The 14,858-nt window shown below is 68.5% G+C and carries 17 protein-coding genes; 14 read left to right on the top strand and 3 right to left on the bottom strand.

Going from position 1 to position 14,858, the window contains the following annotated elements:
• Positions 1 to 82: 82 nt before the first annotated feature.
• The 3 genes from KXC42_RS17820 to KXC42_RS17810 are packed head-to-tail and all read left to right on the top strand — an operon-like array spanning position 83 to position 1,275.
• Positions 83 to 538 (top strand): Rieske (2Fe-2S) protein, encoded by a 456-nt coding sequence (locus KXC42_RS17820; protein WP_019291242.1) that lies wholly within the window; start codon positions 83 to 85, stop codon positions 536 to 538.
• A gap of 25 nt (positions 539 to 563) precedes the next feature.
• Positions 564 to 929: a YidH family protein gene (locus KXC42_RS17815; RefSeq protein ID WP_016690879.1), complete on the top strand. Its 366-nt coding sequence runs from the start codon at positions 564 to 566 to the stop codon at positions 927 to 929.
• A 13-nt stretch (positions 930 to 942) separates the two neighbouring features.
• Entirely contained in the window at positions 943 to 1,275 is a 333-nt protein-coding gene (locus KXC42_RS17810) for a DUF202 domain-containing protein (RefSeq protein WP_016690880.1), read from the top strand.
• Between the two features lie 37 nt (positions 1,276 to 1,312).
• On the opposite strand, the gene KXC42_RS17805 is transcribed toward KXC42_RS17810, so the two are convergent.
• Positions 1,313 to 2,338 (bottom strand): YeiH family protein, encoded by a 1,026-nt coding sequence (locus tag KXC42_RS17805; protein ID WP_052039947.1) that lies wholly within the window; start codon positions 2,336 to 2,338, stop codon positions 1,313 to 1,315.
• A 101-nt stretch (positions 2,339 to 2,439) separates the two neighbouring features.
• On the opposite strand from KXC42_RS17805, the gene KXC42_RS17800 reads away from it, so the two are divergent.
• Positions 2,440 to 3,333 (top strand): LysR family transcriptional regulator, encoded by an 894-nt coding sequence (locus KXC42_RS17800; RefSeq protein WP_016690882.1) that lies wholly within the window; start codon positions 2,440 to 2,442, stop codon positions 3,331 to 3,333.
• Between the two features lie 23 nt (positions 3,334 to 3,356).
• Here KXC42_RS17800 and KXC42_RS17795 read toward each other — a convergent pair whose 3' ends face one another.
• Positions 3,357 to 4,220: a DMT family transporter gene (locus KXC42_RS17795; protein ID WP_016690883.1), complete on the bottom strand. Its 864-nt coding sequence runs from the start codon at positions 4,218 to 4,220 to the stop codon at positions 3,357 to 3,359.
• 94 nt (positions 4,221 to 4,314) lie between these two features.
• Here KXC42_RS17795 and KXC42_RS17790 point away from each other — a divergent pair, with 94 nt between their 5' ends.
• The 3 genes from KXC42_RS17790 (at position 4,315) to KXC42_RS17780 (ending at position 7,569) form a co-directional block, all read left to right on the top strand.
• Positions 4,315 to 5,109, top strand: coding sequence for a TIGR03084 family metal-binding protein (locus KXC42_RS17790; protein ID WP_033096102.1), 795 nt, complete (start codon positions 4,315 to 4,317; stop codon positions 5,107 to 5,109).
• An 82-nt stretch (positions 5,110 to 5,191) separates the two neighbouring features.
• Positions 5,192 to 6,340, top strand: coding sequence for an acyl-CoA dehydrogenase family protein (locus KXC42_RS17785; RefSeq protein ID WP_026060885.1), 1,149 nt, complete (start codon positions 5,192 to 5,194; stop codon positions 6,338 to 6,340).
• Positions 6,341 to 6,408: 68 nt separating this feature from the next.
• Positions 6,409 to 7,569, top strand: a complete 1,161-nt coding sequence (locus KXC42_RS17780; RefSeq protein WP_016690886.1) for an acyl-CoA dehydrogenase family protein — start codon at positions 6,409 to 6,411, stop codon at positions 7,567 to 7,569.
• Here the strand turns inward: KXC42_RS17780 and KXC42_RS17775 are convergent.
• The gene (locus tag KXC42_RS17775; protein ID WP_016690887.1) at positions 7,566 to 8,240 is read right to left on the bottom strand and encodes a TetR/AcrR family transcriptional regulator; all 675 of its coding nucleotides are present in this window, start codon (positions 8,238 to 8,240) and stop codon (positions 7,566 to 7,568) included. The two genes, KXC42_RS17780 and KXC42_RS17775, sit on opposite strands and share 4 nt — an antisense overlap.
• Positions 8,241 to 8,401: 161 nt before the next feature.
• On the opposite strand from KXC42_RS17775, the gene KXC42_RS17770 reads away from it, so the two are divergent.
• The 7 genes from KXC42_RS17770 to tuf all read left to right on the top strand — a co-directional run bounded on the left by KXC42_RS17770 (position 8,402) and on the right by tuf (position 14,824).
• On the top strand, positions 8,402 to 9,031 hold the full coding sequence (locus KXC42_RS17770) for a TetR/AcrR family transcriptional regulator (protein ID WP_016690888.1): 630 nt from the start codon (positions 8,402 to 8,404) through the stop codon (positions 9,029 to 9,031).
• Positions 9,032 to 9,041: 10 nt separating this feature from the next.
• On the top strand, positions 9,042 to 9,593 hold the full coding sequence (locus tag KXC42_RS17765; protein WP_052039926.1) for a DUF3558 domain-containing protein: 552 nt from the start codon (positions 9,042 to 9,044) through the stop codon (positions 9,591 to 9,593).
• Complete coding sequence (locus KXC42_RS17760; RefSeq protein ID WP_033096100.1) at positions 9,590 to 10,123, top strand: DUF3558 domain-containing protein; 534 nt, start codon at positions 9,590 to 9,592, stop codon at positions 10,121 to 10,123. The genes KXC42_RS17765 and KXC42_RS17760 overlap by 4 nt, the downstream gene beginning before the upstream one ends.
• 324 nt (positions 10,124 to 10,447) lie before the next feature.
• Positions 10,448 to 10,822: a 30S ribosomal protein S12 gene (gene rpsL / locus KXC42_RS17755; protein WP_006552258.1), complete on the top strand. Its 375-nt coding sequence runs from the start codon at positions 10,448 to 10,450 to the stop codon at positions 10,820 to 10,822.
• Positions 10,822 to 11,292 (top strand): 30S ribosomal protein S7, encoded by a 471-nt coding sequence (gene rpsG / locus KXC42_RS17750; protein ID WP_006552257.1) that lies wholly within the window; start codon positions 10,822 to 10,824, stop codon positions 11,290 to 11,292. Before rpsL ends, rpsG begins: the two co-directional genes overlap by 1 nt.
• A gap of 146 nt (positions 11,293 to 11,438) precedes the next feature.
• The gene (gene fusA, locus KXC42_RS17745; RefSeq protein WP_024101663.1) at positions 11,439 to 13,541 is read left to right on the top strand and encodes an elongation factor G; all 2,103 of its coding nucleotides are present in this window, start codon (positions 11,439 to 11,441) and stop codon (positions 13,539 to 13,541) included.
• 92 nt (positions 13,542 to 13,633) lie between these two features.
• Complete coding sequence (gene tuf / locus KXC42_RS17740) at positions 13,634 to 14,824, top strand: elongation factor Tu (protein ID WP_016690893.1); 1,191 nt, start codon at positions 13,634 to 13,636, stop codon at positions 14,822 to 14,824.
• Positions 14,825 to 14,858 lie beyond the last annotated feature (34 nt).

Genomic DNA, 14,858 nt, shown 5'->3' with positions numbered 1-14,858 from the left:
GCGGGTGACGCAGGTCGCGGCCCACCCGGGCGTTCGTCGATAGGCTCGGGAGAACCGAATCCCTACCCGAACGGACATGTGCATGAGCAGCGACAACCTCGACCGCACGGCGCTCACGCGCCGCACCCTCATCGGCGGCGCCGGTGTGGTGGCGGCCGGCGCGGCCCTCACGGCCTGCGGATCGTCCGGCGACACCGGCGAGGCACGATCGGCGGTGCCCGCACCGACCACGACCGCGCCTCCCGGACCCGACGCGGAGGTCGTAGCCACCGTCGCGGACGTGCCGGTCGGCGGGGGCGTCATGCTCGAATCGAAGAGGCTCGTCGTCACCCAGCCCGCGGAGGGCGACTTCCGCGCGTTCATCGCGATCTGTACCCATCAGGGCTGCAATCTCAGCGGGGTCGAGGGCGACCGCATCATCTGCCCGTGCCACGGCAGCCGGTACGACCTCGACGGCGCCCCGGTCGAAGGACCGGCGAAGCGGCCGCTGAAGACCCGTCCGGTGGCGGCGCGCGGGTCCGATCTCGTCGTGGGCTGATCGGTCCGGGGATAGAGTCCGCTCCGTGGAGACCAGCGGAGGCTGGCGCCCGAAGGCGCTGCGTGACGGTACGGACCCGGACCCTCGTTTCACGCTGGCCAACGAGCGCACCTTCCTCGCCTGGGTGCGGACCGCGCTCGGCGTCATCGCCGCGGCGGTCGCGCTGGAGACCTTCGCGGGCGGCATCGTGTCGGAGGGGCTCCGCACGGTGCTGGCGTGTGCGCTGCTCGGATTCGCCGCCGTGCTCACCGTGTTCGCGCTGATCCGCTGGCACCGCGTCGAGCACGCGATGCGCACCGGACGTGCACTCCCGGTGCCGTGGGTGGCCTACCTGCTCGCCGTCGCCCTCGGGGTCTCCGGGGTCGTGCTCGCCGTCGCGATCGCCTGGTGAGACGAGCGGCATCGTGAGCCCGGACGATCTGCGGCACGGCGACGCCGGTCTGCAGCCCGAACGGACCAGTCTGGCGTGGCTGCGCACCGCGTCGGTGCTCGGGGCGGTGGTGCTCGGATTCATGCGGTTCGTGCCCGGCCCGGGTGCGGTGGTCGCGACGATCGGCCTGGTCTGCCTCGTGCCCGTGCTCGCGGTGCTGCTCGCCTCCCGGATCGGTCACCGCGCGCGTGTGCGCGGATTGGTGGCGGGGCGCGCGCCCTATTTCTGGTGGCGGAACGTCGCGGTCACCGCCACGGTCGTGGTGCTCGCGATCTCGTCGGCCGTACTGATCGTCACGGCCCACTGATTGTCACGGACCACTGATCGTCACCGCTCGCTGATCCTCACTGCCCGCTGATCGACGACACACCGATCAGCGCTATCGCGGCGACCCAAACAGTCGCCGCTGCCGCGAGTGCGATCGGGCGCCATCCGACCCCGCGAAGCACCTCCCGGCGCACCCCCGCGCCCAGGGCGAACATCGCGACCGTCAGCAGTGCCCTCTGCACCGTGCCCGCAGCCTCCACCACGATCGGATCGAGCAGTCCGGTCGAGCGCAGCGCGACACACGCGAGGAAGCCCAGCAGGAAGACCGGCACGATCGGGGGAGTGCGCTCGTCGCGGCGGCCCTCACCGCGCCGCCGGGCGACGACCCCGACGATCGCCACGACCGGAGCCAGCAGTGCCACCCGCGCGAGCTTGACCGTCACGGCCGCGGCGAGCACCCCACCGGCGGTGGCCTCGAGAGCGGTGCCGGTCGCGACGACCTGGGCGACCTCGTGGATCGCCGCACCCGCCCACAGACCGGCGGTCCCGGGGGTCAGCCCGAGCATCCCGGCGGCGAGCGGAACGAGCGGGATCATCGCGGTGCCGAAGACGACCACCAATGCGACGGTGGTGACGAGTTCGCGTTTGCGCGAATCGATCACACCGTCGACCGCCGCCGCGGCCGCGGCTCCACAGATCGAGAAGCCGCACGCGATGAGCAGGCGCTGGGTCCAGCCCACCCCGAGCCACCGGCCGAAGGCGAGTGAGCCGCCGATGCCCGCGACGACGACGGTCGCCGCGACGAGCGCTGTGCCCCACCCGAGGTCGACGAGATCGGAGACCGCGAGCTGCACGCCGAGCAGCGCGACGCCCACTCGGAGCAACCGCTTCGATGCCGTACCCAGACCCGGCTCCAGAACCTCGACCACCGGTGCGGGCAGACCGACGTTCGCCACGACCACACCCAGGACGATCGCGACGAGCAACGGGCTCGCCCCGGGGATCAGGTGCGCGGCTCCCAGTGCGACGACCGCGCCCGCCGCGGCCACCAGGAGACCCGGGACGACGGTGGGCCGGGACACGGGCGCGTGGACGGTGAGCATGCCTCGACTCTTCCGTTGCAGCGGTGTCCGCACCAGCCGTCGATCGGACATGAGCTCATATCGAATGGATATGAGCAGAGGGTCCGGCATATCGTTCGTGCATGACCAGCTGGCCGGATCTCGTTGCTCTGGAACTGCTCGTCGGGGTCGACGACCGGGGCGGGCTCGGCGCCGCGGCCCGCGCGGCCGGTCTCGCCCAGCCCAACGCGACCCGCATGCTGCGCCGGCTCGAACGGCAACTCGGCGCGGTCCTCGTGCGGCGGGGCCGGACGGGTTCGGTGCTCACCCCGGAGGGCACAGTGGTCGCGCACTGGGCTCGGGAGGTCCTGGCCGACGCGGAACGCCTCCTCGACGCCGCCGCCGCACTGCGCGTCGAGCAGCAACCCGAACTGGTGGTCGCGGCGTCGATGACGGTCGCCGAACACCTCATCCCGCGGTGGCTCGGCGCCTTCCGCACCCTCCGCGACGACGTCCAGATCCAGTTGCAGGTCCACAACTCGATGCGGGTGTGCGACGTCGTCGCCGAGGGCGGATGCGACGTCGGGTTCGTCGAAGGACCGACGGTGCCGGAGGGACTGCACAGTGTCGCGGTGGCACGCGATCGCCTCGTCGTGGTCGTCCCGCCGCAGCATCCCTGGGCGCGGCGGCGTCGGCCGCTCACCGTGGCCGAACTCGCGGCGACACCACTGGTCGTCCGCGAGGAGGGCTCCGGCACCCGCCGCACCCTCGACCTCGCGTTGCAGGAGTACGACCGGGCCGCACCGCTGCTCGAACTCGGGAGCGGAGCAGCGGTCCGCACGAGCGTGCTCGGGGGTACGGGCCCGGCGGTGCTGAGCACCCTCGCGGTGGAGGAGTATCTGGACTCCGGTCGCCTGGTCGCGGTCGCGGTCGACGGACTCGACCTGCAGCGCGTGCTCCGTGCGGTCTGGAGGCCGCCGCGGGTGTTGTCCGGCCCGGCGGGGGAGTTGGTCCGACTGATCACCCGTACCCGCTGACCGGGCCTGCACCCGGTACCGGGTCACGCGCGCGAGTGCTGCAACGCGCCGGCCCCCGCGATCACGACGAGTGCGATGCCTACGAGAGCGAGAGGTTCGACGACCTGCCCCAGCACCAGAGCGCCGGCGAGCGCTGCGGCGGCGGGCTCGAGCGCGATGAGGATCGCGAACACCCTCTTCGGCAGGTCGCGCAGGGCACGGATCTCGAGGGTGTACGGGATCGCCGACGACAGCAGCGCCACGGCGAGTCCTGCGAGCGCGAGGTCGGGCCGGAGGAGCTCGGTGCCGGCCGTCGCCGCGCCGAACGGCAGGACGACGACGGCCGCGATCGTCGTCGCTCCCGCCAGTCCGGCCGATCCGGGCAGGGTCGTCGCCACACGTGAGCCGGCGATGATGTACCAGGCCCATCCCGATGCGGCGACCAGCGCGAAGGCGACCCCGAGCGGATCGAGACCGGTGGACAGCCCGGCACCGTCACCCACGCCGAGCAGGACCACTCCGGCCAACGCGAGCACCACCCACAGGGCGTCGCGGAGGCGTCGGGACAGGATCGCGGCCAGTCCGAGTGGGCCGAGGAACTCGATGGTGACGGTTGCGGCGAGGGGCAGCCGCGTCAGCGCCCCGTAGAAGGCCGTGTTCATCAGCGCGAGACTTGCGCCCAGTGTCACCACCGCCCGCCACTGTTCCGGTGTCCACGTCCGCGGCCGGGGCCGGGTGAACGCGCAGAGGATCACGGCCGCGAACAGCAGGCGCAGGGTCACCGTGCCGAGGGCGCCCGCCCGGTCGAACAGGGTCGCGGCGAAGGCCGCCCCGAACTGCATCGACAACACCGCGGTGAGGACCGCGACGACAGGCCCGACGGTGTGCGTGCGGGAGTCGTCGGCCATCCCGTCAGTCTGTCCGACAGGCCCGGACGACGTCTGCCGCAAAAAACAATCACGCGTGCTTGATTTTAGAGCTGTGACGTGTGACGCTTGCCGCATGTCCGATCTGCACACCGTGCTCGACGATCTCCGCGCGGAGGGCGACGATCTCGACGCTCTCGTCGCGAACCTGCCCGACGAGAGCTGGGCGCTGCCCACTCCGGCGGAGGGTTGGACCATCGCCCACCAGATCGGCCACCTGTTGTGGACCGACCGGGCGGCGCTCACCGCCGTCCGCGACCCGGACGCCTTCGTGAAGATGGTCGAAGCGGCGTTCGGCGACCCGCTGGGATTCGTCGACGTCGGTGCCGCGGAACAGGCGGGCCGGCCGCCCGCGGAGTTGCTCGCCGACTGGCGCGACACCCGCCGCGAACTCGCCGACGCGCTCGCCGAGGTCCCGCGCGGTACGAAGATCCTGTGGTTCGGACCGCCGATGTCGCCGGCCTCGATGGCGACCGCGCGGCTGATGGAGACCTGGGCGCACCGGGGAGACGTCGCCGACGCCCTCGGCGTCACCCGCACACCCACCGCGCGCCTGAAGAACATCGCGCACCTGGGGGTGCGGACGCGCGACTTCGCGTACGTCATCCGCGACCGGAAGCCACCGGCCGAACCGTTCCGCGTGGTGCTCACCGCCCCCGACGGTGACAGCTGGGAATGGGGTCCGGAGGACGCGGCGCAGTCGGTCACCGGCCCGGCTCTCGACTTCTGCCTGCTCGTCACCCAGCGCATCCACCGCGACGACACCGCCCTCGTCACCGACGGCCCGGACGTGGAGGAATGGCTCGGCCTCGCCCAGGCTTTCGCCGGTGCCCCCGGCGCCGGACGTGAAGCCGGCTCGTCCGCCTCCTGAAGACACCCGCACCCCAGTCGAGACACCCCCGGTCGACAGCTTCGACCGGAACATCCTCGGCCGAAACACCATCGGAGACATCGTGAGCATGTGGACCACCCCCGAGCGTCTCGCCCTCCGCGAGACCGTCACCGGTTTCGTGAAGCGCGAGATCCTGCCCCACCTCGACGACTGGGAGCGCGCCGGCGAACTGCCCCGCGAACTGCACGTCGAGGCCGCGAAGGTCGGCCTGCTCGGCGCGGGATTCCCCGAGGAGGTCGGCGGTTCCGGTGGCGACGGTGCCGACACGCTCACCGTGTGCGAAGCGTTCCATGAGGCAGGTGCCTCGGGCGGCGCGTTCGCATCACTGTTCACGTGCGGCATCGCACTGCCGCACCTCATCGCGGCCGGCGATCCCGATCAGATCGACAAGTGGGTACGGCCCACTCTCGCAGGCGAACTCGTCGGATCCCTCGCGATCACCGAACCGGGCGGCGGATCGGACGTCGGCCATCTGACCACCACCGCGGTGCGCGACGGCGACCACTACGTCGTCAACGGCGCGAAGACCTACATCACCTCGGGATGCCGCGCCGACTTCGTGGTCACCGCCGTCCGCACCGGAGGTCCCGGCGCCGGAGGAGTCTCGCTGCTCGTGATCGAGAAGGGCACACCGGGTTTCACCGTCTCCCGCAAACTCGACAAGATGGGCTGGCGCGCGTCGGACACCGCCGAGTTGTCCTTCGCCGACGTCCGCGTGCCGGTCACCAACCTCGTCGGCGCGGAGAACACCGGATTCTGGCAGATCGCACAGGGTTTCGTCTCCGAGCGGATCGCCCTCGCCGCCCAGGCCTATTCGGGTGCGCAGCGGTGCCTGGACCTGACCGTCGCGTGGTGCCGCGATCGCGAGACCTTCGGCCGGCCACTGATCACCCGCCAGGCCGTGCAGCGCACGCTGTCCGAGATGGCGCGTCGCATCGACGTCGCGCGCGTCTACACCCGGCACGTCACCGAACGCGCCGTGGCGGGGGAGACCGACCTGATCGCCGAGGTGTGTTTCGCGAAGAACACCGCGGTCGAGGCCGGCGAGTGGGTCGCCAACCAGGCGGTCCAATTGTTCGGCGGACTCGGGTACATGGCCGAATCCGAGGTCGAACGGCAGTACCGCGACATGCGCATCCTCGGTATCGGCGGTGGCACCACCGAGATCCTCACCGAACTCGCCGCCAAGCGGCTGGGTTACGGCGCCTGACACACCTGATCCTTCACGCGACCGTCCACGGCCGCGCGTCCTCTCACCCGAACCCGGAAGGCATCCCCGTGAGCATCATCGAGACCGAAGAACAGAAGGAACTGCGCGCTGCGGTCGCGGCTCTGGCCGAGCGCTACAACTACGTCGACTACGTGCTTCCCAAGTCACGCGCGCACGAGCCGCTCACCGAATTGTGGGCGGAGGCGGCCAAGCTCGGCTTCCTCGGCGTGAACCTCCCGGAGCAATACGGCGGCGGCGGCGCCGGCATCTACGAACTCGCGCTGGTGCAGGAGGAGCTCTCCGCCAAGGGCGCAGGGTTGCTGCTCGTCGTGGTCTCGCCGGCCATCTGCGGCACGATCATCTCCAAGTACGGCACCGACGCGCAGAAGCAGGAATGGCTGCCCGGGCTCGCCGACGGCTCCCGCATCATGGCCTTCGGCATCACCGAGGCCGACGCCGGATCCAACTCGCACAACATCACCACCATCGCCCGCCGCGACGGTGACGACTGGATCCTCTCCGGCAGCAAGGTGTACATCTCCGGTGTCGACCAGGCCGACGCCGTGCTCGTCGTCTCCCGCACCGAGGACGCGAAGACCGGCAAGCTCCGTCCGGCCCTGTTCATCGTGCCGACCGACGCTCCGGGCTTTACGAAGACGCCCATGGAGATGGACATCCTCGAGCCGGACTACCAGTTCTCCCTGTTCTTCGACGACGTCCGGCTTCCCGCCGACGCACTGGTCGGTGAACCGGAGGCCGCGCTGATGCAGCTGTTCGCCGGACTGAACCCCGAACGGATCATGGGCGCGGCGATGGCAGTGGGGATGGGCCGGTACGCCCTCGACGCCGCGGTGCGCTACGCCAACGAGCGCACCGTCTGGAAGCAGCCCATCGGCGCGCATCAGGGCATTGCGCACCCGCTGGCGCAGCGCAAGATCGAGCTCGAACTCGCCAAGCTCATGATGCAGAAGGCCGCCGTCCTCTACGACAGCGGCGACGACTTCGGGGCCGCCGAGGCCGCGAACATGGCCAAGTACGCCGCGGGTGAGGCCGCGATCGCCTCGCTGGACCAGGCGATCCAGACCCACGGCGGGGCCGGCCTCACCCGGGAGTACGGCCTCGCGGCGATGCTCGGCGCCGCGCGCATCGCACGCGTGGCGCCGGTCAGCCGGGAGATGATCCTCAACTTCGTGGCCCAGCACTCGCTGGGCCTGCCGAAGTCGTACTAGGCCGACGCTTCGGTGTTCGACGCTTCGGTGTTCGATGCTTCCGGGTTCGAGGTGTCGGGATTCGACACCTCGGACCCGGAGGTACCGAGGTTCGGCGGGAAGGAATCCGGCGGGAAGATACTGGCCGCCTCCTCCGCCGGGAGCAGCGTCCCCAGCAGATAGGCGAGGGACCACCGCAACGAGTTCACGTCCTGCAGCGGCACGGTCTGCTGGTAGCCCACGAGCGTGTACAGGGCCAGCCTTGCGAACCGCTCGGCCTGTTCCCTCGAACCGAGATACTGGGCCACCGCTTCGGCCACCACCGCGTAACGCAGGTCGTCGACCTTGCTCTGCACCTCGTGGACCCCGGAGTCGCTGTGCGACCAACCACGGATGGCGGATTCGGCGGAGTGGGGGAGACTGCACGCGAATTCGACGAGCAACCGGAGCCGTCGGGTCATCGAACCCTCGAGGCGCGCCGCGGCGGCGAGCTGCAGCGTCTGGCTCTCGAGCCAGTGCTGGAGGAATTCGGTCTTGAACTGCGCCCAGCTCTCGAAATAGTTGTAGAACGAGCCGGTCGTCACCTCGAGGTGACTGCACAACCGTGCCTGCTTGAGCCCGGCATGGTCGTTGGTGGCCAGGATGGCCAGCGCGGCGTCGAAGTAGTCCTCGCGCCTGACGATGGTCGCCACGTGGTGCTCCCCTTTCGCCCCGACCTGTTATACGAGTGTACGGATGATGAGCTTTGCGTACGGTCTCGGGGTCGCACGAATACCCGTTCGGCGGAAGATCAGTCGTGACGGAACGGTCGTGACCGGGTGGTCGTGACGAAACAGCAGGAGCAGGAGGCCCGATGGCGCGAGAACCGAAGCAGGACCGCAGCCGCGCCACGCGGCGGCGACTGCTCGAGGCGACGATCGACTGCCTCGCCGAATCCGGTTGGGCCGCAACCACGGTGAGCGTGGTCGCCGAGCGGGCAGGAGTGTCGCGCGGGGCCACCCAGCATCACTTCCCGACCCGGGAGGATCTCATCACCGCATCGCTCGAGTTCATGTTCGACAGTCGCATCGAACGGGTCCGCACCGAGCCGTTCGACGTGCCCGAGGGCGTCGGCCGCACGGAGGCGGTGGTCGAGCGGATCGTCGACCAGTGCACCGGCAACATGTTCAAGGCCGCCCTGCAGGTGTGGACGGCCGCGGCGGCCGATCCGGCCCTGCGCGAGATGCTCCTGCCGCTCGAGGAGAAGTTCGGGCGTGTCTCGCACGCGGTCGCCGTCGAGCAGCTCGGCGCCGACGACACCGATCCGGTCGTGCACCGGACGGTGCAGGCGACTCTGGATCTCGCGCGCGGCCTCGGCCTGGCCGACGTGCTGACCGACGACTCGGCCCGCCGGCGGGAGATCGTCCGCCACTGGGCCGCGCAGCTCGACGAGGTGCTCCGGGAGTCCTCGAGTCGTCGCACACAGGCGGGCCCGGCTCGGTAGTCTTCCCGCCATGCCTCTCCCGCGCATCGGAAGGACGGCGGCTGCCGTGGCCACGGTCGGCCTCATGGGTCTCGGTGCGGCGGCGTGCGGGAACTCCGACGACGCCGGACAGGCAGAGACCTCGCCCACCGCGTCCGTCACCGACCCCGGCCCGTTGTTCGACGAGTGCGGCGCGATGTCCGACGACGAGGTGGCGGCGGCCTTCGGTCTCGGAAGTTTCACGACGGTGACGCGCAACTCGGTGGGCTGCGAGTGGGAGATCTACGTCGGCGGCCCCAGCGTGAGCTTCTCCTGGTACCGGGGAAGTCCCATCGGCCGCGAACGCGCCGGCTCCGATCTCATCGGCCGGCCCGCCGCCGACGTCGAGATCGGGGGACGGTCCGGCTTCATGGGGTCCTACCAGAACGAGCTGGGGCAGACGACGCTGTGCGAGATCGGCGTGGAGTTCGGCGGCGACTTCGTCCACTGGTCGGTCTCGTACTCGAACCTCACGCCCGTCGCCGACGCCTGCGTCGTCGCTCGCGGCCTGGCCACCACGAGTGTGGAAAGAGTGCAGAAGTGAACGCCCGCCGCTGGGGCGCCGCACTCGCGACCGTCCTCACGACGGGTGCTCTGCTCACCGGATGTACCCGCACCATCGAGGGGCGGGCCGTCCCGGAGGGGATCGGCGGCGGCACGGGCGCCGAGTTCACCCGGCTGCTCACCGAGTGCGATGCGGTCGCCGACGAGAAGATCGCCGAGGCCGTGGGCGCGGACTACGTCTACCGCGGGTTCTTCGGTGCGATCTGCCGCTGGGACGGTGAGGGACCCACGGGAGTAGTGAAGGTCACCTTCAACTGGTTCGAGACCGGTTCCCTCGACCACGAACGCGCCGCCGCCGAGGGACTCGGTTACGAGATCGAGAACACGACCATCGAGGGCCGGCGGGCACTGCAGATGCGCCGACCCGGCGATCTGCTGTCGTGCGGGGTCAGTTCCGGGGCGTCGACGACCGGCATCTTCGGCTGGTGGGTGCAGTACACCTCCGGGGGAGCGGACCCGTGTGAAGCTGCTGCTACGTTGGCCCGGCTCACACTGAACCTCAGCAGTTGACGGTGTGTGCGGATCCTCGGGAGGGTGCGCGCTCCTCACTTTGACCTCATGCGCGCACGCCGGGTATCGTTGTGGGTCGTGTCCGGCATGCCCGGGCCGGTCTGTGTGCCTATGCGAGGTAGTGCCGTGCGCGCGGTCTGTGGATATCTGCAGGAGCGAGCCCCCGGCTGCCTGTGTGGGGGTACGCGACACACCCGACCTCGTGTGCACACGAGGGGCGAGTGCGGGGCAGCAGCTTTCTTGCCCCAACCGATGGATCCCTAATTTCAGAACAGCCGAGGTTGCTCGAAGTGAGCAGCTTCAGACAACGAAGAAAGCCGGTTAATGCCAACCATCAATCAGCTGGTCCGCAAGGGCCGCCGCGACAAGGCCGCCAAGGTCAAGAGCGCGGCGCTCAAGGGCAGCCCCCAGCGTCGCGGTGTGTGCACTCGCGTGTACACCACCACCCCGAAGAAGCCGAACTCGGCTCTCCGTAAGGTCGCCCGTGTGCGCCTGACCTCCCAGGTCGAGGTCACCGCCTACATCCCCGGTGAGGGCCACAACCTCCAGGAGCACTCGATGGTGCTCGTGCGTGGCGGTCGTGTGAAGGACCTCCCGGGTGTGCGCTACAAGATCATCCGCGGCTCGCTCGACACCCAGGGTGTCAAGAACCGCAAGCAGGCCCGCAGCCGCTACGGAGCGAAGAAGGAGAAGGGCTGATGCCACGTAAGGGTCCCGCTCCCAAGCGCCCGCTGATCGCCGATCCGGTCTACGGTTCGCCGCTGGTCACCCAGCTGGTCAACAAGATCCTGCTGGACGGCAAGAAGTCCACCGCCGAGCGCATCGTCTACCAGGCGCTCGAGCAGGCTCGCGAGAAGACCGGTACCGATCCGGTCGTCACCCTCAAGCGCGCGCTCGACAACGTCAAGCCCGCCCTCGAGGTCCGCAGCCGTCGCGTCGGTGGTGCCACCTACCAGGTGCCGGTCGAGGTTCGCCCCGGTCGTTCCACCACGCTCGCGCTGCGCTGGCTGGTGACGTTCTCGCGTCAGCGTCGCGAGAAGACCATGGTCGAGCGGCTCGCCAACGAGCTCCTCGACGCGAGCAACGGCCTCGGCGCCTCCGTGAAGCGCCGCGAGGACACGCACAAGATGGCTGAAGCCAACAAGGCGTTCGCGCACTACCGCTGGTGAGTCGTCGCCGACCGGGAGATGCCGTCATCACGGACCTCCCGGTCGGCTGCTCGCACAACTGTGTCGGTCCCGTAAAGGCCGGCTGACAACACAAGAACATGTGGTCCGCACCCAAGGACCGACACGAGCTACGAGCGGGGTTACCTGTGGCACAGGAAGTGCTGACCGACCTGAACAAGGTCCGCAACATCGGCATCATGGCGCACATCGATGCCGGCAAGACCACCACCACCGAGCGCATCCTCTTCTACACCGGTGTCAACTACAAGATCGGTGAGACGCACGACGGTGCCTCGACCACCGACTGGATGGAGCAGGAGAAGGAGCGTGGTATCACCATCACCTCCGCTGCTGTGACCTGTTTCTGGAACAAGAACCAGATCAACATCATCGACACCCCCGGCCACGTCGACTTCACGGTCGAGGTCGAGCGGTCGCTGCGCGTCCTCGACGGCGCAGTCGCCGTGTTCGACGGCAAGGAGGGCGTCGAGCCCCAGTCCGAGCAGGTCTGGCGCCAGGCTGCCAAGTACGACGTTCCGCGCATCTGCTTCGTCAACAAGATGGACAAGATGGGCGCGGACTTCTACTTCACCGTGCAGACGATCATCGATCGCCTGGGCGCGAAGCCGCTGGTCCTCCAGCTCCCCATCGGTGCCGAGGATGCCTTCGACGGCGTCGTCGACCTCGTCGAGATGAAGGCGCTCACCTGGCGTGGCACCACCGACATCGGCACCGAGGCCACGGTCGAGGAGATCCCGGCCGACCTCGCCGACAAGGCTGCCGAGTACCGCGAGAAGCTGCTCGAGACGGTCGCCGAGTCCGACGAAGAGCTCATGGAGAAGTACTTCGGCGGCGAGGAACTCACCGTCGCCGAGATCAAGGCGGCCATCCGCAAGATGACCGTCAACTCCGAGCTCTACCCGGTGCTGTGCGGCTCCGCCTTCAAGAACAAGGGCATCCAGCCCATGCTCGACGCGGTCATCGACTACCTGCCGAACCCGCTCGACATCGGCGACGTCATCGGCCACCAGGTCGGTAACGAAGAAGAGGAACTGCGTCGTAAGCCTTCGAAGGAGGAGCCCTTCTCGGCTCTCGCCTTCAAGATCGCTGCGCACCCCTTCTTCGGCAAGCTGACCTTCGTCCGCGTGTACTCCGGCCGGATCGACTCGGGCACCCAGGTGCTCAACTCGACCAAGGGCAAGAAGGAGCGCGTCGGCAAGCTGTTCCAGATGCACGCCAACAAGGAGAACCCGGTCGACGAGGCAGTCGCGGGCCACATCTACGCGATGATCGGCCTGAAGGACACCACGACCGGCGACACCCTGTGCGCGCAGGACGCCCCGATCGTCCTCGAGTCGATGACCTTCCCGGACCCGGTCATCCAGGTTTCCATCGAGCCGAAGTCGAAGGCCGACCAGGAGAAGCTGTCGACGGCCATCCAGAAGCTCGCCGAAGAGGACCCGACCTTCTCGGTCGAGCTCGACGACGAGACCGGCCAGACCGTCATCGGCGGTATGGGCGAGCTCCACCTCGACATCCTCGTCGACCGCATGAAGCGCGAGTTCAAGGTCGAGGCCAACGTCGGCAAGCCGCAGGTCGCGTACCGCGAGACGATCACCAAGCCGGTCGAGAAGCTCGAGTTCACGCACAAGAAGCAGACCGGTGGCTCGGGCCAGTTCGCAAAGGTCATCATCGGCCTCTCGCCGTTCGTCGGCGAGGACGGCGCGACCTACGAGTTCGAGAACAAGGTCACCGGCGGTCGCATCCCGCGCGAGTACATCCCGTCGGTCGACGCGGGTGCTCAGGACGCCATGCAGTACGGCGTGCTCGCCGGCTACCCGCTGGTGAACCTGAAGGTCACCCTCATCGACGGTGCGTACCACGACGTCGACTCGTCCGAAATGGCGTTCAAGATCGCCGGCTCGCAGGCACTGAAGGAAGCGGCCCGCAAGGCCGCCCCGGTGATCCTCGAGCCCCTCATGGCGGTCGAGGTCACCACGCCCGAGGACTACATGGGTGAAGTGATCGGCGACCTGAACTCCCGCCGTGGCCAGATCCAGGCCATGGAGGAACGCAGTGGTGCCCGTGTCGTGAAGGCGCTGGTTCCGCTCTCGGAGATGTTCGGTTACATCGGCGATCTGCGGTCGAAGACCCAGGGTCGTGCGAACTTCTCCATGGTGTTCGATTCCTACGCAGAGGTTCCCTCGAACGTCGCGAAGGAAATCATCGCCAAGGCGACCGGCGAGTAGCCTCCGGGTTATCCCTCGGTCACCTGCACGACCAAGTAATACAAACCGCACTGCTGCATACAGCAAGCAACAACAGTCCAGGAGGACATCCAGTGGCGAAGGCGAAGTTCGAGCGGACCAAGCCGCACGTGAACATCGGCACCATCGGTCACGTCGACCACGGCAAGACCACCACCACGGCTGCGATCACCAAGGTGCTTGCCGACAAGTTCCCCGACCTGAACGAGAGCTTCGCTTTCGATCAGATCGACAAGGCACCTGAGGAGAAGGCTCGTGGTATCACGATCAACATCTCCCACGTCGAGTACCAGACCGACAAGCGCCACTACGCGCACGTCGACGCCCCGGGTCACGCGGACTACATCAAGAACATGATCACCGGTGCCGCCCAGATGGACGGCGCGATCCTGGTCGTGGCCGCCACCGACGGCCCGATGCCCCAGACGCGTGAGCACGTGCTGCTCGCCCGCCAGGTCGGCGTTCCCTACATCCTCGTCGCCCTGAACAAGGCCGACATGGTCGACGACGAGGAAATCCTCGAGCTCGTCGAGATGGAGGTGCGCGAGCTCCTCGCTTCGCAGGAGTTCGACGAGAACGCTCCGGTCGTCCCGATCTCCGCTCTCAAGGCTCTCGAGGGTGACGAGAAGTGGGTCCAGTCGATCGTCGACCTCATGCAGGCCGTCGACGACTCCATCCCGGACCCGGTCCGTGAGACCGACAAGCCGTTCCTCATGCCCGTCGAGGACGTCTTCACCATCACGGGTCGTGGCACCGTCGTCACCGGCCGTATCGAGCGTGGCGTGATCAACGTCAACGAAGAGGTCGAGATCGTCGGCATCCGCCCCGAGTCGACCAAGACCACGGTCACCGGCATCGAGATGTTCCGCAAGCTGCTCGACCAGGGCCAGGCCGGCGACAACGTCGGTCTCCTCGTCCGCGGCATCAAGCGCGAGGACGTCGAGCGTGGCCAGGTCGTCGTCAAGCCGGGCACCACGACTCCCCACACGGAGTTCGAGGGCCAGGCCTACATCCTCAACAAGGAGGAGGGCGGCCGCCACACGCCGTTCTTCAACAACTACCGCCCGCAGTTCTACTTCCGTACCACGGACGTGACGGGCGTTGTGACCCTCCCCGAGGGCACCGAGATGGTCATGCCCGGTGACAACACCGAGATGTCCGTCAAGCTGATCCAGCCGGTCGCCATGGACGAGGGCCTCCGCTTCGCGATCCGCGAGGGTGGCCGCACCGTCGGCGCCGGTCGCGTCACGAAGATCATCAAGTAGGCACCGCCTACGGGATCATCAAGTGAGCTAGTCC

The organism is Rhodococcus sp. LW-XY12, from assembly GCF_019317345.1.
Taxonomy (GTDB): Bacteria; Actinomycetota; Actinomycetes; order Mycobacteriales; family Mycobacteriaceae; genus Rhodococcus; species Rhodococcus pyridinivorans.
Note: the sequence above shows the minus strand (reverse complement) of the source record. Positions and strands in the feature narration are given on the sequence as shown.